A 21,087-nucleotide genomic window follows, 5' to 3' on the forward strand; every position below is an offset into this window, starting at 1 on the left:
CCTCAATTCAACGTCTTGAGCCGGTCATTGACGGCGTCTTCAGTCATGTTTTCACCGGAGAGTTCATCGACGAAACGTCCACGATGCATCACCAGCACACGATTACAGTTCTGAACCAGCTCCGGCACATCATCGGAAATCATCAGAACGGCCAGACCTTCATCTTGTGCGAGTTTGCGGATGATGTTGTGAATCTGAGCCTTTGAACCCACATCCACGCCAACCGTTGGCCCGTTCAGGATCAGGATTTTGGCGCCGGTTAAAAGCCAACGCGCCAATACAACGCGCTGTGCGTTGCCGCCGGAGAGATGATTGACCGGCGTATGCGGGCCGGGCGCAACAATATTCATTGCCGAGAACATATCGCGGGTCGTCGCATCGGCCTTTTTGCGGTTGATGAACAAGCCGCGCACGAATTTTTCAATCGAAGTCACAATGATATTGCGCTCAATCGACTGGGTGAGGAACAGCCCTTCCGTAAGGCGATCTTCCGGCACATAAGCTACGCCGCAGGCAATACCTTCCTGCACGGTTTTGGGGTGAACGGGCTTGCCGTCGATCCGCACATTACCGGTAAAGCCAGGCTTCATTCCAAAGAGAGCCAAGGCAAGCTCGGTACGGCCAGAACCGATCAGGCCGGAAATGCCAACAATCTCGCCTGCATGAAGCGTGAGGCTGGCTTTTTCCACCGAACCGGGAACTGAGAGATTGTCGACCTCAAGGCTCGGGACACTGGTGGTGCCTTCACGGGCAGCCCATTGGTAGCTATGTGCTGTCAGTTCCTGGCCCGTCATGGCGCGGGTGATCGCCGGTTCGTCAAACTCGTTAATCGGGCCTTCCGCGACTTTCTTGCCGTTGCGGAAAACAGTCAGCCGCTCGCTGATTTCCAGCATTTCACGCATCTTGTGGCTGACGAACAGCACAGCGATGCCCTGTGCCTGAATATCGCGCACGATCTTGAACAGCGCGTCGACTTCATGCCGGGTAAGCGCAGTGGTTGGTTCATCCATGATCAGAAGCCGCGCATCAGCCATAACGGCGCGCGCTATTGCTACGATCTGCTTGCCGGATGTTGGCAGGCTATCCACATCGGCATCCAGATCCATCTGAACACCGAGACGATCAAGCGCCTGCTGCGCAAGTTCGCGCACGCGCTTCCAATCGACAGCTTTTCGACCTTCCATGAGAAATGTATTGATCGCGAGATTCTCCGCGACCGTCAGGTTCCCGAACAGCGAGAAATCCTGATAAATCACCTGAATGCCATGATGCACGGATTTGACAGGATCGAGCTTGCCGACTGTCTTACCGTCGATCAGAATTTCACCGTCTTCGGGTGTGTAAACACCGGACATGATCTTGATTACAGTGGATTTGCCAGAGCCGTTTTCGCCAGCTAGGCAGTGAATTTCGCCGGGCTTGATGGCAAAGGACACGTCGTCCAGCGCTTTCACGCCGCCAAAGCGCTTCCCGATATGGCGCAATTCGATCAGATTTTCAGTCATAGAGGCCTCGTGCAAGGCTGCAAATGCAGATGGAATGGGGAGAAAGAGGCGGGGGCCTCTTTCTCCTGTTCAGCAACGATTAGAAGTCGTACTGATCCATGTTTTCCTTGGTCACGCCGACCCAGCCTGCGCCGTAGAGCAGGTTTGGCTTGGAAGCGTCGGGAGCGATCAGGCTTTCATAGCCAGGCAGACCGAGATTAAGGCCAGCCTTGATTTGCTCATTCTTCTTTTCAAGGGCTGCAACGGCCAGCATGTTCATGGCATAGCCCGCGACTGCCGGGTCCCAGAACTGAATATACTGAACATCGTCATTCTTGATGTATTCACCGGCAACCGACACAAGACCGGTGCCAGCGAAGAACACCTTGCCCTTGAGGCCACCTTCAGCAATCAGCCGTCCAGCACCAGCAGAAGTCGGCATTGGCGCGCCCAGAATACCGGTGATGTCCGGATAGGCGGTCATCGCTTCCTTGAGCTTGTTGTAGTCGGTATTTGCATCATCATAGGTTTCGAGACGTTCAGTCGCCTGCGACATTTCCGGGAAGTTGGCCTTCTGATACTCAACGGCACCATCAACCCATTCCATCTGTGACTTCGAGGTCAGGCTGCCAACGGTGGCAACATATTTGCCCTTGCCGCCCATCGACTTGCCGAGTTCCTTCATAAGGTTGGCGCCGTAGGCCTTATTGTCGAAAGCTTCGATGTCATAGTCGACATTCTGAATGTTGGAAGCTTCATGGCTGATAACGACGATGCCGCGTTCACGAGCCTTCTTCAAGACTGGTTCCACAGCCTCAACCGAGAACGGTACGATGGCAATAGCGTCAACGCCCTGAGCGATCAGGTTTTCTACGATCTGAACCTGAGCAGCCGCATCTGCCTGACTTGGACCAACCATCCAGACGTCATTGCCGGTATCGGCCTTGAACTGCTCAACGCCGTCACGCATACGGTCGAACCAGGCAATGCCGTCAACCTTCACAACTGTCGCGATCGTGTATTTCTTGTCGTTTGCCGTCGTGATGAGGTCTTTGTTGATCTTGGATGTATCGACGACGCCTTCCGCAAAAGCATGTGGCACGGCAACAGACATCGTAACAGACGCGGCAATAGCCATGGACGCGATAAACTTCTTCACCGGTATTTCCTCCCTGGAAACGAATAGCCCCCGCCAAAAGCGCTTCCGCGCAGGCGAGAATGGTGACTACTGATTTTTACGCTGATGCTTTGCAGACTGCTGCTGACATCAGTGTCTCCTCCATTGCGACCATCAACGCTGGATAAGTCGCAAATTCCTCTTTCTCGGCGCAGGCTGCCTGAAGCGTTGTGGCCTGCTGCAAATTCCTGTTGTCAGATCCTCCCGATAATGCGAATTATAATGTTACAATCCGATCATTATGTTTGGATCGTTTCATATTTCGGTTTGACCTGTCAAGTATGCACCATCGCAATTGCACCAATTGATGTGGCAAGCTAAACGGGGGTGAACCGCAACCGAAATGGGGAATCAGTGAGCAGGATCAGTCGTAAAGACGAACGGATTGCCGAACTTGCGGCTCTTGTTGAGGAAGCGGGAGTGCTGCGTCTTCGCGATGCGGCCACGCGGCTGGGCGTTTCGGAAATGACAATTCGCCGCGATATCGGGACCGATTCCGGGCCGCTCAATTGTTTGGGTGGTTACATTATTCCTGTGCAGGATAACGGTAACGGTAGCGATTACGTCTTTGATCTTGAAAAAGATTGCCATGCCAATGCAAAAGCGCAAGCCTGCGCGGCAGCTGCAGCACTTATAGAAGCGCATGACACCGTTTTTATCGATTGTGGCACGACAACGCCATATCTCGCGCAGCAAATACCGCAAAACCAGCATATCACCGTGGTCTGTTATTCGCTGAATATCGCCGAGATTCTATCGCGCCGGGATGATGTCCGGCTCATCGTGCTCGGTGGGGTTTACCACCCGGAAGCCGCGTCTTTCTCAAGTGATGAAGGCATCGAAGTTCTCAAGCGCGTCAATATCAACAAGGCTTTCTTATCGGCAGGCGGTGTTGATGAGCAACACGGAGTAACCTGCTCCCATTTTCATGAAGTGCCGGTAAAGCAGATGGCGATGCAGCGCGCGCTCCAGAAACATCTGGTTGTTGATGAAAGCAAGTTCGGCAAAGTCCGCGCTGCACGCTTTGCCGGAATGGTGGATTTCGATTCTATCGTTTCAGGCTGAAATACACGTCCGTCGTCCCGCTGTTAGGAAGCTTTGGTGCAGTTCAAATTTTCGAAATCGGCGCTGGTCATCACGATCATGATCTTCTTTGGTCTTTTGCTGTTGGCGACCGCAGGCGCTGGTCTTGGCTGGATAAGAAGCTTCTTAGGCGATGTTATTGCTGTAATCTTCGTCTACTTTGCATTCCGTACGGTGCTTGACGGAAACCGAGTTTTGTTGGCTCTGGCGGCATTTTTTGTAGGCGTGGCGGTTGAGGCCGGGCAATATCTGTCCAAAGTATTCGGTATTGAAATCAGCAACAGAGCGCTGCGGATCATTCTGGGAGCAACGCCGGATTGGCTCGATGTTCTGGCTTATGGAATCGGTGGGGTGCTGATTATGGCGTGCCTCGGAGCCGGCGCTTTATTGAAGCGGGATCAAAGAATGTGATTTTTCAGCAAGCGGACTTTCTTTGAACACAATGCTCTCTTATACCTCTGTTTATAGGCATTGCTGATGAGCGCTGGAACGCGTCTGTCGCTCGCAATAGCCTTCATCAATTAAAGCTTTTGACCACGGATGTACTGGCACTGGTAGACATTGATGATCAGGAAGGTCGGTGCATTTTTGCCCCGGCCTTTTTTGTTGCGTAAAATTCGATTGAATACGCGCACAGTACTTCAAGGGCGAAGATCGACCAGCTCATCTACCGACGTTGATGCTACGAGCATGTTTGCTTGGATTGTCCGCGCATATGCACGTTCTCAACGAAGAATAGCACGCAAACTACCGGCTAAGGTCGCTTCGCACACTCGACGAATTTTGAGAGAAAAACTTTTTAGAGGATTGTTGGTTTACAGGGCCAGGCGAGGTTTATTGAACCTAAAGTAAACTTCATATTTTCGATCTAAGTGATTGGAAAATATGGTGGGCGATGAGAGACTCGAACTCCCGACATCTTCGGTGTAAACGAAGCGCTCTACCAACTGAGCTAATCGCCCGACTGACTTGTCAGCCGCTGTGAGAGCCGTTTAGGCTGTTCGTTTGGAGAGTGCAAGCGGAAAAATTAGAAAAATGCATTTTTTTAGTTCTCCGGCTAAAATCGATAGGCCCGCTGGGGATAACTCAAATCGGCGCTCTTATAAGAACTACGTGTGAGAGCCTGATTCATGCACTTGATCATGCAACGCGATTCTATTTTCCATTTAATTTGAATGCGTTCGGGCGATACATGCAGAGATGTGGATAAAAGCTCCCCTATAAGAAAGCCCGCAAAATGGGGGCTTTTAAAATAAAATCGAATTTCTTCTTTTTTCTTCAGACCACTCGCTTGACACTCGTGAGAGAACCCCTTAAACGACCGCTCACACCGAACGGAAACGCCGGTGACTGTCCAGCCAAACGGCTGAAAATGAAATGCGCGGGTGTAGCTCAGTTGGTTAGAGTGCCGGCCTGTCACGCCGGAGGTCGCGGGTTCGAGCCCCGTCACTCGCGCCATTTTCTTTCAAGAATTCGATCCTAAAATCTTGAAGAAAATGGCGCTTCTCGCGTTTTTATTCCCATGATGAAACATTCAAATCTTATGCCTCAGTCATGCCTGATCGAGAGCTTTATCTCGCCGCATGCTTAGCCGCGCAAGCGAACTGGCGTCATCATTCATATTGTCAGGGTGGGGCTATTTCGCTTTACGCTTCCAGGAGAGATAGGCGACAGACAAAATCCCGGCCAGAATGACCAGAAAGTCGCCACTTGTGAGCAGATATGTGCTCAAATCTCTCTCCTTTTATTAAGCTCAGACTCTGATGCCGAAGCGATGGGGTGTTCGTACCTGCAGTTTCGTCAGCATTTGATTCTTATGCCAATGCGAAAGCGCTACGATCCTGAGGGGCAATTCTAAAAAATAGTGGCTGATTGCTGAAGGCACGCGAAACCACTCATTGAATCGCTGGCGCTAATTCATTTCAAGAATCGTGGTCATGACGATGAGAATTTTCCGCCGGTAGCGACAGGTCGGCAGAAGTGAGGAGGGGGCTGTTTTGCACTTTATATATAAGTGTGATTTTCACTCTCTATATATATATAAAGAGTGCTTAGCGACTTTTCTGAAGCGAAGCTGCGCCTCAATTTATTCCGCATTCGAAAGCAAGCGAGTGAATCGCATCCCGGTTTGCGCTTCGCAATGAATGTGAGCAATAGAAATGAATCGGAGGCACTTGCGGTGAATGACAGGTGCGAACTTGATTGAAAATCCGCCGCAAGTTTTGTCGCTCGCATCTAAATCGATTGATTCTATTCGCCTCAAAATGGCGAAAGACGGTTTGTCTCTAAATACTCACGAAATTATGATGTTTTCGTGCTATACGAAAATAGGGTGGCATATATGGGCTTGATGTTGCCTCTTATTAAGCATCTTGACCGGACTATACCCGCCTGATCGCGTTGGAGGGCTTGCGCTTGCGCGCATGCTGCGCTAACCGTCCCCGCGAAATGAACTAAGTTCGCACGGCATGCCTTTTGAAGCTGCTTGAGGCGACGAGGTCGCAATAGATGCAATGTGTCGCATGGTGGTAAGCTTCAAAAAGCTTATGACAGGCGGCGCAGCCTCGTATTCAAGCCGGATAAGGATCATGAACGAGCTTTTAAGTTCCTATTTGCCGATTGTCATCTTTCTCGGCATCGCAATGGTAATCGGTGTAGCCCTTCTGGTTGCGCCGTTTCTAGTCGCGTACAGACAGCCCGACCCGGAAAAGCTTTCAGCTTACGAGTGCGGCTTCAATGCCTTTGATGACGCCCGTATGAAATTCGACATCCGTTTCTATCTGGTGTCGATTCTCTTTATCATCTTCGATCTCGAAGTCGCCTTCCTGTTCCCGTGGGCAGTGTCCTTCGGTGCAATCGGCTGGTTTGGTTTCCTGTCGATGATGTTGTTCCTTGGTGTTCTGACCATCGGCTTCATCTATGAATGGAAGAAGGGAGCGCTGGAATGGGATTGACCGGCACAAATCAGTCGTCGGGTTCGACGCTCATTGCTCCGCAGCCAAAGGGTATTCTTGACCCTCGCACGGGCAAGCCTGTTGGCTCCGACGATGCGTTTTTCAACGATCTGAACAGCGAACTGTCTGACAAGGGCTTCATCGTCACATCTGCTGACGCGCTGATCACCTGGGCACGTACTGGCTCGCTGATGTGGATGACCTTCGGTCTCGCATGTTGTGCTGTGGAAATGATGCACATTTCCATGCCGCGCTATGACGCCGAGCGTTTCGGTATCGCGCCGCGCGCATCTCCACGTCAGTCCGATGTTATGATCGTTGCAGGTACGCTGACCAACAAGATGGCTCCGGCTCTCCGCAAGGTCTACGACCAGATGCCTGAGCCACGTTACGTCATTTCGATGGGTTCATGCGCCAACGGCGGCGGCTATTACCACTACTCTTATTCTGTAGTGCGTGGATGCGACCGTGTTGTTCCAGTCGATATTTATGTTCCAGGCTGCCCGCCAACGGCGGAAGCTCTGCTCTACGGCATTCTGATGCTGCAGAAGAAAATACGTCGTACAGGTACGATCGAGCGTTAACAGGGCTTTCGCAGTCCCGTTGGTGCAAGAGGGTTTGTTAGAGTTCGATCCGTTTTCCCAAGGATGGGTCGAAATCTAAAAGAGGAAGTTAGAGATATGAGCGAAGAAGCTCTTGGTGAACTTTCCGGCTATATCAAAGAACGTCTCGGCGATGCGATCGAAGAGGCGAAGCTGGCCTATGGCGAGCTTACTCTTAATGTTCCGGTTACGAGCCTGATCAGCGTTCTGACGTTTCTGCGCGATGACGTGCAGTGCCAGTTCGTGAACCTGACGGATATTTCCGGTGTAGACTATCCGCAGCGCGTTCAGCGCTTCGATGTTGTCTATCAGCTCATGTCTCCACGCCAGAACCTCCGCATTCGTGTGAAGGTTAAAGCCGATGAAGATACGCTGGTCCCTTCAGCTGTCGGCGTTTACGTCGGTGCTGAGTGGTTTGAACGCGAAACATACGACATGTATGGCGTTCTGTTCTCTGGCCACCCGGATCTGCGTCGCATTCTGACCGATTACGGTTTTGAAGGTCATCCGCTGCGCAAGGACTTCCCAACGACTGGTTTTGTTGAAGTTCGCTATAGCGATGAAGCAAAGCGCGTCGTTTATGAGCCTGTCATGCTGCGACAGGAATTCCGCAATTTTGATTTTCTCTCGCCATGGGAAGGGACGGATTACGTCCTGCCGGGCGATGAGAAAGCCAAGACGAACTGAGCGACAGGAAGCTGAACATGGCTGAGACTCAGGTCCGCAACTTTAATATCAACTTCGGTCCGCAGCATCCTGCTGCGCACGGCGTGTTGCGTCTTGTTCTTGAACTCGACGGCGAAGTCGTGGAACGCGTCGATCCGCATATCGGTCTGCTGCATCGCGGCACTGAAAAGCTGATGGAAACGAAGACCTATCTTCAGGCACTTCCTTATCTCGACCGCCTCGACTACGTGGCGCCGATGAACCAGGAACACGCTTATGCTTTGGCTGTTGAGCGTCTGCTCGGTATCACAGTGCCGAAGCGTGGCCAGCTGATCCGCGTTCTCTTTTCGGAAATCGGCCGTATCCTGAACCATATTCTTAACGTAACCACGCAGGCTATGGACGTTGGCGCGCTGACGCCGCCGCTCTGGGGCTTCGAAGAACGCGAAAAGCTGATGGTGTTCTACGAGCGCGCTTGTGGCGCCCGTATGCACGCAGCTTACTTCCGCCCAGGTGGCGTTCATCAGGATCTGCCTGATCAGCTTATCGAGGATATCGGCAAGTGGATTGATCCATTTTTGTCGACGACGCTTACGAACCTCGATGATCTGATTACGCCAAACCGTATTTTCAAGCAGCGTAACGTCGATATTGGCGTTGTTTCGCTCGAAGATGCATGGGCATGGGGCTTCTCGGGCGTCATGGTTCGCGGTTCGGGTGCAGCATGGGATCTGCGCAAGTCGCAGCCTTATGAATGCTACAACGAAATGGAATTCGATATTCCTATCGGCAAGAACGGTGACTGCTATGACCGTTACCTGATCCGTATGGAAGAAATGCGCCAGTCGGCTCGTATCATGCGCCAGTGCGTAGATCTTCTGCTCGGCAAGGAACGCGTCGGTCCTGTTTCGAACACCGACAACAAGATCGTGCCGCCGAAGCGCGGCGAGATGAAGCGCTCGATGGAAGCGCTCATCCATCACTTCAAACTTTACACGGAAGGCTACCATGTGCCTGCCGGTGAAGTTTACGCAGCAGTTGAAGCACCAAAGGGTGAATTTGGCGTCTTCCTCGTATCGGATGGCTCCAACAAGCCTTACCGCTGCAAGCTGCGCGCACCGGGCTTTGCCCATCTTCAGGCTATGGATTTCCTGTGCCGCGGCCACATGTTGGCTGACGTGTCGGCAATTCTTGGCTCGCTCGATATCGTGTTTGGTGAGGTTGACCGCTGATGTCCGTTCGCCGTCTCGCAGATGATGCCGTCCAGCCGGCTGGTTTCGCTTTCAACGCGGAAAACCAGGCGTGGGCGCACAAGACGATCGCAAAATATCCGGAAGGCCGTCAGCAGTCGGCTGTTATTCCGCTGCTCATGCGTGCGCAGGAACAGGATGGCTGGGTCACGAAAGCCGCTATCGAACATGTAGCTGACATGCTCGATATGCCGCTGATCCGCGTTCTCGAAGTTGCGACTTTCTATACGCAGTTCCAGCTCAAGCCAGTTGGCACGCGCGCGCACATTCAGGTTTGCGGCACCACGCCATGCATGTTGCGTGGTTCGGAAGCCCTGATGGATGTTTGCCGTCATAAAATCCACCACGATCCTTTCGAGCTTAATGCCGAAGGCACACTGTCGTGGGAAGAAGTTGAATGCCAGGGCGCTTGCGTCAATGCACCGATGGTCATGATCTTCAAGGACGCCTATGAAGACCTGACGCCAGAACGTCTGGCTGAAATCATCGATACGTTCGAAGCAGGCAAGGGCGACACTGTTAAGCCAGGTCCACAGGATGGCCGCATCACGTCTGAGCCTATGGGCGGACTGACGGCTCTGACCGAAGATCTGGACTACAGAAAAGTTGGTCTGGAAACCCGTAAGGCATCGGATGCCGCAGTTGCCAAAGCCAAGGCGGAAGCCGAAGCAAAGGCAAAGGCGGAAGCTGAAGCCGCAACCAAAGACGGAAGCAGGTGAGACATGCTGGCTGATAAAGATCGCATCTTCACCAATATCTATGGCTTTAAAGACCAGTCGCTGAAAGGCGCCATGTCGCGTGGCCATTGGGATAACACCAAGGGCTTCATCGAAAAGGGCCGCGACTGGATCATCAACGAAATGAAGGCTTCGAACCTTCGTGGACGTGGTGGCGCAGGCTTCCCGACTGGCCTCAAATGGTCGTTCATGCCGAAGGAAGTGACGGATCGTCCGCATTACCTCGTCGTGAATGCCGATGAATCAGAGCCGGGCACTTGTAAGGACCGCGAAATTCTGCGCCACGATCCGCATACGCTGATCGAAGGCTGCGTGATCGCCGGTTGTGCCATGAGCGCCCATACCGCTTACATCTATCTGCGCGGCGAATTCATGCGTGAGCGTGAAGCGCTGCAGGCAGCAATTGATGAGTGCTATGACGCTGGCCTTCTGGGCAAGAACAATAAGTGCGGCTGGGATATGGATATTTTCCTCCATCACGGCGCTGGCGCTTATATCTGCGGTGAAGAAACAGCTCTTCTCGAAAGCCTTGAAGGCAAGAAGGGCCAGCCACGTCTGAAGCCTCCGTTCCCTGCGAACATGGGCCTTTATGGCTGCCCAACGACTGTTAACAACGTTGAATCGATTGCTGTTGCTCCGACAATCTTGCGTCGCGGCGGTGCATGGTTCTCGTCTATTGGTCGTCCGAACAACGTCGGCACCAAGCTGTTCCAGATTTCTGGTCATGTGAACACGCCTTGCACCGTTGAAGAAAGCCTCGGCATTACTTTCCGCGAGCTGATCGAAAAGCACGCTGGCGGTATCCGTGGTGGCTGGGACAATCTGCTCGGTGTTATTCCTGGCGGTGCTTCCTGCCCGATTATCAAGGGCGAAGACATGATGGATGCCATCATGGACTTTGACGGTATGCGCGAAAAGAAATCTTCGTTCGGTACGGGCGGCGTGATCGTCATGGACAAGTCCACTGACGTGATTAAGGCAATTGCCCGTCTTTCAGCTTTCTTCAAGCATGAAAGCTGCGGCCAGTGCACGCCTTGCCGTGAAGGCACGGGCTGGATGTGGCGCGTCATGGAACGCATGGTCAAGGGTAACGCGCAGAAGCGCGAAATCGACATGCTTCTCGACGTAACCAAGCAGATTGAAGGTCACACGATCTGCGCGCTTGGTGATGCTGCTGCATGGCCTATTCAGGGCTTGATCCGCAATTTCCGTCCGGAAATTGAAAAGCGCATTGACGATTATACACGCAACGCTGTTCAGAGCCGCAACATCCGCCTCGAAGCGGCTGAGTAAGCGGAAGAATACGTTGTATGTCCGCCCGGGAAGGGCGGACTTTAGAGTTTGACATCTGGAAGATGCGGCAAGAGCCGCAGGTTTGGATAAGCGATGGCAAATATTAAGGTTGACGGCACAGAGATCGAAGTACCCGATCACTATACGCTCCTTCAGGCTGCCGAAGCCGCGGGGGCTGAAGTCCCGCGTTTTTGTTTCCACGAACGGCTTTCCATCGCTGGAAACTGCCGCATGTGCCTAGTTGAAGTGAAGGGTGGGCCGCCAAAGCCGGCAGCATCCTGCGCTATGGGCGTTCGCGATCTGCGTCCTGGCCCGAACGGCGAAGCACCTGAAATTTTCACCAACACGCCTATGGTCAAGAAGGCCCGCGAAGGCGTGATGGAATTCCTGCTCATCAACCATCCGCTCGATTGCCCGATCTGCGATCAGGCAGGTGAGTGCGATCTGCAGGATCAGGCAATGGCATTTGGTACCGATGGCTCGCGCTATCGCGAAAACAAGCGTGCTGTTGAGAACAAGTATATTGGTCCACTCGTCAAGACGGTGATGACGCGTTGCATTCATTGCACGCGCTGCGTTCGTTTCACGACTGAAGTGGCTGGCATTTCCGAGCTCGGCCTTATCGGTCGCGGTGAAGATGCTGAAATCACCACCTATCTTGAACGCGCAATGACCTCGGAACTGCAGGGCAATGTTATCGACCTTTGCCCGGTTGGTGCTCTGACTTCGCGTCCATATGAATTCCAGGCTCGTCCGTGGGAACTGAACAAGACTGAAACCATCGACGTGATGGATGCTGTCGGTTCGAACATCCGCGTTGATACCCGTGGCCGTGAAGTGATGCGCATCATGCCGCGCGTCAATGAAGCGGTGAACGAAGAGTGGATTTCCGACAAGACCCGCTTCATCTGGGATGGTCTGCGCACCCAGCGCCTTGATCGCCCATATGTTCGCAAGGATGGTCGTCTGGTTGCAGCATCGTGGCCAGAAGCTTTCGCAGCAATCGCTGCCAAGGTTTCCGCTACTTCCGCTGACAAGATCGGTGCAGTCGCTGGCGATCTGGCTTCGGTTGAAGAACTCTATGCTCTGAAAAGCCTCATTGCATCGCTCGGCTCGAAGAATATCGATAGCCGTCAGGATGGCGTAGCACTTGATCCAGCTTTGGGTCGTTCAAGCTATCTTTTTAACACAACGATCGAAGGCATTGAAAATGCTGACGCTCTTCTGATCATCGGCTCCAACCCACGCGTTGAAGCAGCTGTTCTGAACGCTCGTATTCGCAAGCGTCAGCGCATGGGCCATTTCCCGATCGCTCTGATCGGCGAACAGGCCGAACTGCGTTACGATTACGAATATCTGGGTGCAGGCGCAGACACACTCGCAGCAGTTGCTTCGGGCAAGAACGCATTCCGCGACGTGCTGGCAAAAGCTGAACGTCCATTGATCATCATTGGTCAGGGCGCGCTCACCGGCGAAAATGGTGCAGCAGTTCTCGCATCCGCTGCAAAGCTTGCGCAGGATGTTGGTGCAATCAACGCTGAGTGGAACGGTTTCTCGGTTCTTCACACTGCAGCTTCCCGCGTCGGCGCTCTTGATCTCGGTGTTGTTCCGGGTGAGGGCGGTAAGGCTGCTCGCGATATGTTGGGCAATCTCGATGTTGTGTTCCTGCTCGGTGCAGACGAACTCGACATGACGACCAAGGGTTCGAGCTTTGTTGTTTATATCGGTACGCATGGCGATGCCGGTGCACATGCCGCTGACGTTATCCTCCCTGGTGCAGCCTATACCGAAAAGTCGGGTACATGGCTCAACACTGAAGGTCGCGTACAGCTAGGCAACCGTGCTGGTTTCGCACCGGGCGAAGCAAAGGAAGATTGGGCAATCCTGCGCGCTCTTTCCGACACGCTCGGTAAGCGTCTGCCATTTGACAGCCTCGCACAGCTTCGCGCCAAGCTCTATGCAGACTTCCCGCATATGATGGCGATCGACACTATTACGCCTGCTTCGGCTGACGACATCGTCGCGCTGGCTGCAAAGGCATCCAACCTTTCCGGCGGCGCTGCGTTCGTTTCGCCGGTCAAGGATTTCTACCTGACGAACCCAATCGCGCGTGCTTCCGCTGTCATGGCCGAGTGCTCGGCGCTTGCGGCCGGCAGCTTCCAACAGGCAGCTGAGTAAGCGAGAGAGAGACGGAATAATGGACGGAATTTTTGCAGCTTACGTCTTGCCCGCGCTAATCATGGCGCTGAAGTCGGTCGTTCTGCTTGTCGTATTGCTGATCGTCGTGGCTTACCTGCTTTATGCGGATCGTAAGATCTGGGCAGCTGTTCAGCTTCGCCGCGGACCAAACGTTGTTGGTCCATGGGGTCTCTTTCAGGCGTTCGCCGATCTTTTGAAGTTCGTCTTCAAGGAACCAATCATTCCTTCGGGCGCAAACAAGGGCGTGTTCCTTCTTGCACCGTTTGTTTCAGCGGTTCTGGCAATGGCAACCTGGGCAGTCATCCCGGTCAATGAAGGCTGGGCGATTGCTAATATTAATGTCGGCATTCTCTATATCTTCGCCATTTCTTCGCTTGAAGTTTACGGCGTGATCATGGGCGGCTGGGCCTCGAACTCGAAGTACCCATTCCTCGGCGCACTTCGTTCGGCAGCACAGATGGTCTCTTATGAAGTGTCGATCGGTTTCGTGATTGTCACGGTTCTTCTGACGGTTGGCTCGCTCAACCTAACGGATATCGTGCTGTCGCAGAATACGGGTCTCGGTACATCGCTCGGCCTGCCTGCTTCGTTCCTCGACTGGAACTGGCTGGTACTGTTCCCGATGTTCGTGATCTTCTTCATTTCGGCGCTTGCTGAAACGAACCGTCCGCCATTCGATCTTGTCGAAGCTGAATCTGAACTCGTGGCCGGTCACATGATCGAATATTCGTCCACGCCGTTCCTTCTGTTCTTCCTCGGCGAGTATGTGGCGATCACGCTGATGTGCGCCCTGATGACCACACTCTTCCTTGGCGGCTGGTTGCCTCCGGTTGACGTATGGTTCCTCAACTGGGTTCCGGGCATCATCTGGTTCATGCTCAAGCTCTGCTTCTGCTTCTTCATGTTCGCCATGGTGAAGGCTTTCGTACCGCGTTACCGTTACGACCAGCTGATGCGTCTGGGTTGGAAAGTGTTCCTGCCGATTTCGCTGGCAATGGTTGTTCTGACCGCGACCGTCATCAAAGTCTTCGATCTGGTGTAAGGAGAAAGACAAATGGCTTCATTCGCACAAGCCGCGAAATCCCTCCTTCTCAAGGAGTTCGTCGGTGCTTTCTTCCTCTCCATGCGTCAGTTCTTTGCGCCCAAGGCGACACTGAACTACCCGCATGAAAAAGGTCCCGTTTCGCCACGTTTCCGTGGCGAGCACGCGCTGCGTCGTTATCCCAACGGCGAAGAACGCTGCATTGCCTGTAAGCTCTGCGAAGCGATCTGCCCGGCGCAGGCTATCACCATTGAAGCTGGTCCGCGCCGCAACGACGGCACCCGCCGCACGGTGCGTTACGACATTGACATGGTGAAGTGCATTTATTGCGGCTTCTGCCAGGAAGCATGTCCGGTGGATGCCATCGTCGAAGGTCCGAACTTCGAGTTCGCGACCGAGACGCGCGAAGAGCTGTACTACGACAAGGACAAGCTCCTCGCCAATGGTGACCGTTGGGAACGCGAAATCGCGCGCAATATCGCGATGGATGCGCCTTATCGCTGATTGGTTTTGCTGAAACCTTGTTTCGGCATCCGGTTTGAAAAGCGGCAACAAGAAGGGGCGGCCCGTCTTGTTGCTGGAATTTAAGTTTCGCGATTATTCGCGGCAAACAAAGACTAAAGCGGATGAAGCAATCAGGCTTTGTCCACGGAAAGGTGTTGGGGGATCCCCATGCTGACAGGTATTGCGGCAGCGTTCTTCTATCTGTTCGCCTTTATCATGATCGCAAGCGCGTTCATGGTGATTGCGGCACGCAACCCCGTGCATTCGGTGCTGTTTCTGATCCTCGCTTTCTTCAATGCAGCGGCGCTGTTCCTGCTGACGGGGGCCGAGTTCCTCGCCATGATCCTGCTCGTCGTTTATGTCGGTGCTGTGGCGGTTCTCTTCCTCTTCGTCGTCATGATGCTGGATGTTGACTTCTCTGAGTTGAAGCGCGGTGCGCTGCAATATGCGCCGGTTGGCGCTCTGGTTGGTCTCATTCTGCTGGGCGAGCTGATTGTTGTTTTTGCGGGTTCGATGTTCACGCCTAAGCTGGGGCAGGGCGCAGTTCCGATCCCTGATCTTGCTGAACGCACCAACACCGCAGCCCTCGGTGATATTCTTTACACCGACTTCGTCTTCCACTTCCAGATTGCAGGATTGGTCCTTCTCGTAGCCATGATCGGCGCGATCGTTCTGACGCTGCGGCACAAGCCGAATGTTAAGCGCCAGTCGATCCCGGATCAGGTCGCTCGTACGCCTGAGACGGCGATCGAGATCAAGAAGATCGAACCGGGCAAGGGCATCTGAGGATAAGAATATGGAAATCGGTATTTCTCATTATCTGACCGTTTCGGCCATCCTGTTCACCCTTGGCGTTTTCGGTATCTTCTTAAACCGTAAGAACGTCATCGTTATCCTGATGTCTGTCGAATTGATCCTTCTCTCGGTCAATCTCAATTTCGTGGCGTTTTCTTCTGTGCTTGGCGATATGGTCGGACAGGTTTTCGCGCTCTTCGTTCTGACTGTTGCGGCTGCTGAAGCAGCTATCGGTCTGGCAATCCTCGTTGTTTTCTTCCGTAATCGCGGCTCCATCGCGGTGGAAGACGTCAATGTTATGAAAGGTTGACGGGCAAATGCTCTACTACGCGATCGTCTTCCTTCCGCTTATCGGCTTTCTTGTTGCTGGCCTGTTCGGCAACAAGATCGGAGCCAAAGCGAGTGAATACATCACTTCCGGCCTGATGGTGATCGTCGCGATCCTGTCATGGGTCGTGTTCTTCAAGATCCCGCTCGGACACGATGCCGAAACAATTCGTATCCCTGTTCTTCACTGGGTTACGTCCGGTTCGCTGTCGTTTGATTGGGCTCTGCGTGTTGATACGCTGACTGGCGTTATGCTCGTCGTGATCAACTCGGTGTCGGCACTGGTGCACATTTATTCGATCGGATACATGCACCACGATCCACATCGTCCGCGCTTCTTTGCTTATCTTTCGCTCTTCACCTTTGCCATGCTCATGCTGGTAACGTCGGACAATCTGATCCAGATGTTCTTCGGCTGGGAAGGCGTTGGTCTCGCATCCTACCTTCTGATCGGTTTCTGGTTCCAGAAGCCATCGGCAAATGCTGCTGCAATGAAGGCATTCGTGGTCAACCGCGTTGGTGACTTCGGCTTCCTGCTCGGCATCTTCGGTCTGTTCGCACTGTTCCAGTCGGTTGATTACAACACGATCTTCTCAGCCGCGGCGACCTATCTGCCAGCTGAAGGTGCAAGCGATGCCGGTTCGGTTGTTCTTAACTTCCTCGGCTATGAGCTGCACAAGGAAACCGCTCTGACGGTTGTCTGCCTTCTGCTCTTCATGGGTGCTATGGGTAAGTCCGCGCAGTTCCTGCTGCACACCTGGCTTCCTGACGCGATGGAAGGCCCGACGCCTGTGTCCGCGCTTATTCACGCGGCAACGATGGTGACCGCGGGTGTGTTCATGGTTGCGCGCCTGTCGCCGATCTTCGAACTCTCGCACACTGCTCTGCTGATCGTGACGATCATCGGTGCAACGACAGCTTTCTTTGCTGCAACCGTTGCTCTGGTTCAGAACGACATCAAGCGCGTTATCGCTTACTCGACCTGTTCGCAGCTTGGTTACATGTTTGCGGCTCTGGGTGTTGGCGCTTACGGTGCTGCTGTATTCCACCTGTTCACGCACGCTTTCTTCAAGGCTCTTCTGTTCCTTTGCGCAGGCTCGGTTATCCATGCCGTGTCTGAAGAACAGGACATGCGTCGCATGGGTGGTCTGCGTAAGCTGATCCCGATCACCTATTGGATGATGATGATTGGTACTGTTGCGATTACGGGTCTGGGTGTACCAGGCACGATCATCGGTACCGCTGGCTTCTTCTCGAAGGATGCCATCATCGAGTCGGTCTTCGCATCGCACAGCCTCGCATCGGGCTACGCTTTCACGCTCCTCGTGATCGCGGCAATGTTCACCAGCTTCTACTCATGGCGCCTGATTTTCATGACCTTCTATGGCAAGCCACGCGCTTCCGCTGAAGTCATGCATCACGTCCATGAATCGCCTCCGGTGATGCTGGTACCGTTGCTGATCCTCGCTGTCGGCGCTCTGCTTGCAGGTGTCGTATTCAAGGAATTCTTCTTCGGTCACGAATATGCCGAGTTCTGGAAGGGTGCGCTCTTCACGTTGCCAAGCAACGAAATCCTGGAGCATTATCACCATGTTCCACTGTGGGTTAAGTTGTCGCCGTTCATCGCTATGCTGATCGGTCTGGTAACGGCTTGGATTTTCTATATCCGTGCGCCGCACATTCCAAAGGCACTCGCAGAACGTCATCGTGGTCTGTACCAGTTCCTTCTCAACAAGTGGTACTTCGACGAATTGTATGACTTTATCTTCGTGCGTCCTGCTCGTTTCCTCGGCCGCTTCTTCTGGAAGGTCGGTGATGGCAAGATTATCGATGGATACGGTCCTAATGGTGTCGCCGCACGCGTTCTTGATGTTACGGGTCGCGTTGTGAAGATGCAGTCGGGTTACCTTTATCACTACGCATTCGCGATGCTTATCGGCGTCGCCGCGCTCGTCACCTGGATGATGCTCGGGAGCTCTTTCTGATGACCGATTGGCCAATTCTTTCTACGGTCACATTCCTGCCGCTCGTCGGCGCCTTGTTGATCCTTCTCATCAAGGATGACAGCGAAGCCTCGCGTCGCAACATCAAGAATGTTGCGCTGCTGACCACGGTTTTCGTCTTCATTCTATCCCTGGTTATTTGGGCCGGATTTGATAATTCAAATCCAGGCTTCCAGATGGTCGAACAGATCGACTGGCTCGGTGGTGGCATTTCCTACCACATGGGCGTTGACGGCATTTCCATGCTGTTTGTCGTACTCTCCGCTTTCCTCATGCCGTTCTGCATCTTGGCAAGCTGGTTGGCTATCGACAAGCGCGTCAAGGAATACATGATCGCTTTCCTTATTCTGGAAACGCTCATGATCGGCGTGTTCTGCGCGCTCGATCTGTTCCTGTTCTACGTGTTCTTTGAAGCAAGCCTTATCCCGATGTTCATCATCATCGGTGTTTGGGGTGGCAAGCGCCGCGTTTATGCAAGCTTCAAGTTCTTCCTCTACACGCTGCTCGGCTCCGTGCTGATGCTGATCGCGATCATGGCAATGTACTGGCAGGCTGGTACGCTCAATATCGTTGAACTGCTGAAGTACGACTTCCCGGCAGGTATGCAGACGTGGCTGTGGCTGGCGTTCTTGGCGTCCTTCGCGGTCAAGATGCCAATGTGGCCGGTTCATACCTGGTTGCCCGATGCGCACGTTGAAGCGCCGACGGCAGGCTCGGTCATTCTGGCTGGTATTCTTTTGAAGCTCGGTGGCTACGGCTTCCTGCGCTTCTCGCTGCCGATGTTCCCGCTTGCATCTGCCGATTTCGCACCATTCGTCTTTGCATTGTCTGCAATTGCTATCGTCTACACCTCGCTCGTGGCTTTGGTGCAGGAAGATATCAAGAAGCTGATTGCTTACTCGTCGGTAGCGCACATGGGCTATGTGACCATGGGTATCTTCGCAGCCAACGAGCAGGGCGTGCAGGGTGCAATCTTCCAGATGCTCTCGCATGGTATTGTTTCGGGCGCGCTCTTCCTTTGCGTGGGCGTCATCTATGACCGTATGCATACCCGTGAGATTTCGGCCTTTGGCGGTCTCGTCAACAACATGCCGAAATATGCGGTCGCCTTCCTTATCCTGACGATGGCGAATGTGGGTCTTCCGGGTACTTCGGGCTTTGTGGGTGAATTCCTCACGTTGTTCGGTGTCTTCCGCGTCAATACGTGGGTTGCACTGTTCGCGACATCGGGTGTGATCCTGTCGGCAGCCTATGCGCTGTGGCTCTATCGCAACGTGGTGTTTGGTGCGCTGACCAAGGAAAGCCTCAAAGGCCTTCTCGACCTCAGCCCGCGTGAAAAGCTGATCCTGTATCCGCTTGTGATCCTCACTATCTTCTTCGGTGTGTATCCGGTTCCGGTCTTTGATGCGACCGCAAGCGCCGTGCATGCACTGGTTACTAATTACGACGCAGCGCTGGCAAATGCCGCTAGCGCTACGCTGGCGCAGTAAGTAAAGGCGTAGGCTTGATGCAAACCGACCTGATTGCTTCCCTGTCTCTCGCAGCTCCCGAGGTTCTCCTCGCGCTGAGCGGACTGGCATTGCTCATGATCGGCGTGTTCTCCGGAGAGCGCGCCTCAACCCTCGTCAATGGACTTGCAGTCGCTGTTTTGATTGCAGCACTGGCTCTTGTCGTGATCTTCCCGCACAACGGCACTGCTTTCGGCGGTGGCTTTGTAAGCGATGGCTTCGCACGTTTCATGAAGGCGCTGACACTGATCGGCTCCATCGTGACACTCGTTATGTCCGTTGGCTTTGCGCGTGAAGAAAAGTTCGACAAGTTCGAATTCCCAGTGCTGATCGTGCTTTCGACGCTCGGCATGCTCATTATGGTGTCGGCATCGAACATGCTGACGCTTTATATGGGTCTCGAACTGCAGTCGCTTGCACTCTATGTGCTTGCAGCCTTCAATCGTGACAGCGTTCGCTCCACCGAAGCTGGCCTCAAGTACTTCGTGCTGGGTGCGCTTTCGTCGGGTATGCTGCTCTACGGTATCAGCCTTGTTTACGGTTACACCGGCCATATCGGCTTTGCAGAAATCGCAACCGCTATCAGCGGCGGCGAGCGTCAGCTTGGTCTGGTCTTCGGTCTGGTGTTCATTCTGGCAGGTCTCTGCTTCAAGATTTCCGCTGTTCCATTCCATATGTGGACGCCGGACGTTTATGAAGGTTCGCCAACGCCTGTAACCGCATTCTTTGCTGCCGCTCCAAAGATGGCAGCAATGGCTCTGATCGTTCGTGTTGTTGAAGGCGCATTTGCTCCTGTGACCCACGACTGGCAGCAGGTTATCACTTTCGTCGCGATCGCTTCGATGGTGCTGGGTGCTTTCGCCGCTATCGGTCAGCGCAACATCAAGCGCCTGATGGCCTACTCGTCGATCAGCCACATGGGCTATGCTCTCGTTGGTCTGGCTGCCGGTACGGTTGTCGGTGTTAAGGGCGTTGCGCTTTACATGGCGATCTATCTCGTCATGACGCTGGGTAGCTTCGCCTTCATCCTGTCCATGCGGACCAAGGACGGCAATGTTGAGCAGATCGAAGATCTTGCTGGTCTGTCGCGCACCAATCCGGTGATGGCAACCATCATGACCATGATGCTGTTCTCGCTTGCTGGTATTCCGCCGCTCGCTGGCTTCTTCGGTAAGTGGTACACCTTCGTTGCGGCCGTTGAAGTGGGTCTTTATCCGCTGGCAATCATCGGTATCGTCGCTTCGGTGGTTGGTGCATTCTACTACCTGCGCATGATCAAGATCATGTGGTTTGATGAGCCAACAACGACTTTCGTTCCAGCAGCAATTGAGCTGCGTCTCGTACTGCTGGTTTCGGGTGCTTTCGTTCTGTTCTATGGACTGATCGGTGGCTGGCTCGGCGGCTTGGCTGAAACTGCAGCGAAGACGTTCTTCTGAGCATGACAATGAATAAGGCCGCAGGTG

Annotated in this window: 18 protein-coding genes and 2 tRNA genes; 17 read left to right on the forward strand and 3 right to left on the reverse strand. The window is 53.5% G+C overall.

Annotated elements, in window-relative coordinates:
• Window positions 1-2: 2 nt before the first annotated feature.
• Together ABWV94_RS01820 and ABWV94_RS01825 are read right to left on the reverse strand one after the other, a co-directional pair.
• On the reverse strand, window positions 3-1,505 hold the full coding sequence (locus ABWV94_RS01820; RefSeq protein WP_113498575.1) for a sugar ABC transporter ATP-binding protein: 1,503 nt from the start codon (window positions 1,503-1,505) through the stop codon (window positions 3-5).
• Window positions 1,506-1,584: 79 nt separating this feature from the next.
• Entirely contained in the window at window positions 1,585-2,643 is a 1,059-nt protein-coding gene (locus ABWV94_RS01825) for an autoinducer 2 ABC transporter substrate-binding protein (protein ID WP_200635303.1), read from the reverse strand.
• A gap of 372 nt (window positions 2,644-3,015) precedes the next feature.
• On the opposite strand from ABWV94_RS01825, the gene ABWV94_RS01830 reads away from it, so the two are divergent.
• Window positions 3,016-3,726, forward strand: a complete 711-nt coding sequence (locus tag ABWV94_RS01830) for a DeoR/GlpR family DNA-binding transcription regulator (protein ID WP_007874534.1) — start codon at window positions 3,016-3,018, stop codon at window positions 3,724-3,726.
• 36 nt (window positions 3,727-3,762) lie between these two features.
• Window positions 3,763-4,155 (forward strand): ribosomal maturation YjgA family protein, encoded by a 393-nt coding sequence (locus tag ABWV94_RS01835; protein WP_113485122.1) that lies wholly within the window; start codon window positions 3,763-3,765, stop codon window positions 4,153-4,155.
• Between the two features lie 475 nt (window positions 4,156-4,630).
• Here the strand turns inward: ABWV94_RS01835 and ABWV94_RS01840 are convergent.
• Window positions 4,631-4,706, reverse strand: a tRNA-Val gene (locus tag ABWV94_RS01840).
• A 419-nt stretch (window positions 4,707-5,125) separates the two neighbouring features.
• On the opposite strand from ABWV94_RS01840, the gene ABWV94_RS01845 reads away from it, so the two are divergent.
• From ABWV94_RS01845 to nuoN, 15 genes are all read left to right on the forward strand, one after another.
• Window positions 5,126-5,202 (forward strand) — tRNA-Asp (locus ABWV94_RS01845).
• Window positions 5,203-6,332: 1,130 nt separating this feature from the next.
• Window positions 6,333-6,698 carry an NADH-quinone oxidoreductase subunit A gene (locus ABWV94_RS01850; protein WP_007874537.1) on the forward strand — a complete coding sequence of 122 codons (366 nt, stop codon included), beginning with the start codon at window positions 6,333-6,335 and terminating at the stop codon, window positions 6,696-6,698.
• Complete coding sequence (locus tag ABWV94_RS01855; RefSeq protein WP_007874538.1) at window positions 6,689-7,282, forward strand: NuoB/complex I 20 kDa subunit family protein; 594 nt, start codon at window positions 6,689-6,691, stop codon at window positions 7,280-7,282. The genes ABWV94_RS01850 and ABWV94_RS01855 overlap by 10 nt, the downstream gene beginning before the upstream one ends.
• 96 nt (window positions 7,283-7,378) lie before the next feature.
• The gene (locus ABWV94_RS01860) at window positions 7,379-7,987 is read left to right on the forward strand and encodes an NADH-quinone oxidoreductase subunit C (protein WP_064320469.1); all 609 of its coding nucleotides are present in this window, start codon (window positions 7,379-7,381) and stop codon (window positions 7,985-7,987) included.
• A gap of 17 nt (window positions 7,988-8,004) precedes the next feature.
• Complete coding sequence (locus ABWV94_RS01865; protein ID WP_007874540.1) at window positions 8,005-9,198, forward strand: NADH-quinone oxidoreductase subunit D; 1,194 nt, start codon at window positions 8,005-8,007, stop codon at window positions 9,196-9,198.
• A complete protein-coding gene (gene nuoE / locus ABWV94_RS01870) occupies window positions 9,198-9,935 on the forward strand; it encodes an NADH-quinone oxidoreductase subunit NuoE (RefSeq protein WP_007874541.1) in 738 nt (245 codons plus the stop codon). The genes ABWV94_RS01865 and nuoE overlap by 1 nt, the downstream gene beginning before the upstream one ends.
• Before the next feature lie 3 nt (window positions 9,936-9,938).
• On the forward strand, window positions 9,939-11,246 hold the full coding sequence (gene nuoF, locus ABWV94_RS01875; RefSeq protein WP_007874542.1) for an NADH-quinone oxidoreductase subunit NuoF: 1,308 nt from the start codon (window positions 9,939-9,941) through the stop codon (window positions 11,244-11,246).
• Window positions 11,247-11,339: 93 nt separating this feature from the next.
• Complete coding sequence (nuoG, locus tag ABWV94_RS01880) at window positions 11,340-13,424, forward strand: NADH-quinone oxidoreductase subunit NuoG (RefSeq protein WP_113498576.1); 2,085 nt, start codon at window positions 11,340-11,342, stop codon at window positions 13,422-13,424.
• 19 nt (window positions 13,425-13,443) lie between these two features.
• Window positions 13,444-14,487: an NADH-quinone oxidoreductase subunit NuoH gene (gene nuoH, locus ABWV94_RS01885; RefSeq protein WP_007874545.1), complete on the forward strand. Its 1,044-nt coding sequence runs from the start codon at window positions 13,444-13,446 to the stop codon at window positions 14,485-14,487.
• A 12-nt stretch (window positions 14,488-14,499) separates the two neighbouring features.
• Complete coding sequence (gene nuoI / locus ABWV94_RS01890) at window positions 14,500-14,991, forward strand: NADH-quinone oxidoreductase subunit NuoI (RefSeq protein WP_007874549.1); 492 nt, start codon at window positions 14,500-14,502, stop codon at window positions 14,989-14,991.
• 168 nt (window positions 14,992-15,159) lie between these two features.
• On the forward strand, window positions 15,160-15,777 hold the full coding sequence (locus ABWV94_RS01895; RefSeq protein ID WP_113498578.1) for an NADH-quinone oxidoreductase subunit J: 618 nt from the start codon (window positions 15,160-15,162) through the stop codon (window positions 15,775-15,777).
• A gap of 10 nt (window positions 15,778-15,787) precedes the next feature.
• Window positions 15,788-16,096 carry an NADH-quinone oxidoreductase subunit NuoK gene (gene nuoK / locus ABWV94_RS01900; RefSeq protein ID WP_007874552.1) on the forward strand — a complete coding sequence of 103 codons (309 nt, stop codon included), beginning with the start codon at window positions 15,788-15,790 and terminating at the stop codon, window positions 16,094-16,096.
• 7 nt (window positions 16,097-16,103) lie between these two features.
• Window positions 16,104-18,098 carry an NADH-quinone oxidoreductase subunit L gene (gene nuoL / locus ABWV94_RS01905; protein ID WP_007874553.1) on the forward strand — a complete coding sequence of 665 codons (1,995 nt, stop codon included), beginning with the start codon at window positions 16,104-16,106 and terminating at the stop codon, window positions 18,096-18,098.
• Window positions 18,098-19,606, forward strand: a complete 1,509-nt coding sequence (locus tag ABWV94_RS01910) for an NADH-quinone oxidoreductase subunit M (protein ID WP_113498580.1) — start codon at window positions 18,098-18,100, stop codon at window positions 19,604-19,606. The genes nuoL and ABWV94_RS01910 overlap by 1 nt, the downstream gene beginning before the upstream one ends.
• 17 nt (window positions 19,607-19,623) lie before the next feature.
• Window positions 19,624-21,060: an NADH-quinone oxidoreductase subunit NuoN gene (gene nuoN, locus ABWV94_RS01915; RefSeq protein ID WP_007874555.1), complete on the forward strand. Its 1,437-nt coding sequence runs from the start codon at window positions 19,624-19,626 to the stop codon at window positions 21,058-21,060.
• Window positions 21,061-21,087 lie beyond the last annotated feature (27 nt).

This window comes from Brucella sp. NBRC 12953, assembly GCF_040369775.1.
Lineage (GTDB): Bacteria > Pseudomonadota > Alphaproteobacteria > Rhizobiales > Rhizobiaceae > Brucella > Brucella pseudogrignonensis.

Bases quoted from the DNA above. Each gene is read 5' to 3' on its own strand.
- ABWV94_RS01820 (WP_113498575.1), bottom strand. From the start codon at position 1,505: ATGACTGAAAATCTGATCGAATTGCGCCATATCGGGAAGCGCTTTGGC.
- ABWV94_RS01850 (WP_007874537.1), top strand. From the start codon at position 6,333: ATGAACGAGCTTTTAAGTTCCTATTTGCCGATTGTCATCTTTCTCGGC.
- ABWV94_RS01855 (WP_007874538.1), top strand. From the start codon at position 6,689: ATGGGATTGACCGGCACAAATCAGTCGTCGGGTTCGACGCTCATTGCT.
- ABWV94_RS01860 (WP_064320469.1), top strand. From the start codon at position 7,379: ATGAGCGAAGAAGCTCTTGGTGAACTTTCCGGCTATATCAAAGAACGT.
- ABWV94_RS01865 (WP_007874540.1), top strand. From the start codon at position 8,005: ATGGCTGAGACTCAGGTCCGCAACTTTAATATCAACTTCGGTCCGCAG.
- nuoE (WP_007874541.1), top strand. From the start codon at position 9,198: ATGTCCGTTCGCCGTCTCGCAGATGATGCCGTCCAGCCGGCTGGTTTC.
- nuoF (WP_007874542.1), top strand. From the start codon at position 9,939: ATGCTGGCTGATAAAGATCGCATCTTCACCAATATCTATGGCTTTAAA.
- nuoG (WP_113498576.1), top strand. From the start codon at position 11,340: ATGGCAAATATTAAGGTTGACGGCACAGAGATCGAAGTACCCGATCAC.
- nuoH (WP_007874545.1), top strand. From the start codon at position 13,444: ATGGACGGAATTTTTGCAGCTTACGTCTTGCCCGCGCTAATCATGGCG.
- nuoI (WP_007874549.1), top strand. From the start codon at position 14,500: ATGGCTTCATTCGCACAAGCCGCGAAATCCCTCCTTCTCAAGGAGTTC.
- ABWV94_RS01895 (WP_113498578.1), top strand. From the start codon at position 15,160: ATGCTGACAGGTATTGCGGCAGCGTTCTTCTATCTGTTCGCCTTTATC.
- nuoK (WP_007874552.1), top strand. From the start codon at position 15,788: ATGGAAATCGGTATTTCTCATTATCTGACCGTTTCGGCCATCCTGTTC.
- nuoL (WP_007874553.1), top strand. From the start codon at position 16,104: ATGCTCTACTACGCGATCGTCTTCCTTCCGCTTATCGGCTTTCTTGTT.
- ABWV94_RS01910 (WP_113498580.1), top strand. From the start codon at position 18,098: ATGACCGATTGGCCAATTCTTTCTACGGTCACATTCCTGCCGCTCGTC.
- nuoN (WP_007874555.1), top strand. From the start codon at position 19,624: ATGCAAACCGACCTGATTGCTTCCCTGTCTCTCGCAGCTCCCGAGGTT.